The sequence below is a fragment of the Cedecea sp. B1(4) genome, from assembly GCF_059414925.1.
Genome location: NZ_JCAHMZ010000283.1, coordinates 1 through 368, shown reverse-complemented (window position 1 = coordinate 368; position 368 = coordinate 1). Strand labels below are relative to the sequence as shown.

General features: G+C 62.8%; 1 protein-coding gene. It reads left to right on the top strand.

What is annotated here, in order from left to right:
• Positions 1-368: hypothetical protein (locus tag ACR6JA_RS22955; RefSeq protein WP_494599802.1), on the top strand; the 368-nt coding region annotated here is incomplete at both ends.

Genomic DNA, 368 nt, shown 5'->3' with positions numbered 1-368 from the left:
GCGCACGCCGGATGATCAGGGCGGCATGACTTACCTGCACAACCGCGTCCCACCGCAGACCGAAAACGGACCGACCCCCTATTCGCTTTACCACAGCCAGTTTGGCACGGGCGTGACCGCCGGCCTGACCGCCTTGAAAGCCAACGGCGGCCTGGCGGAGTTTCATGCCGCGATTCCCGATTTCCACCTGCGCTACCATCCCATCAGCACGCAGGACCAACGCACCATCCTCGGCGACTTGCGCTATGAGACATTCCGCAGCACCACGTCCGCGGCGATGGCAGACTTCTACAACGGCGCCAACGAACTATCGACCTTGAAGCGGCTCCTCGACGGCGTGACGCTCTGCCCGCCAGAAAGCGTAAAAC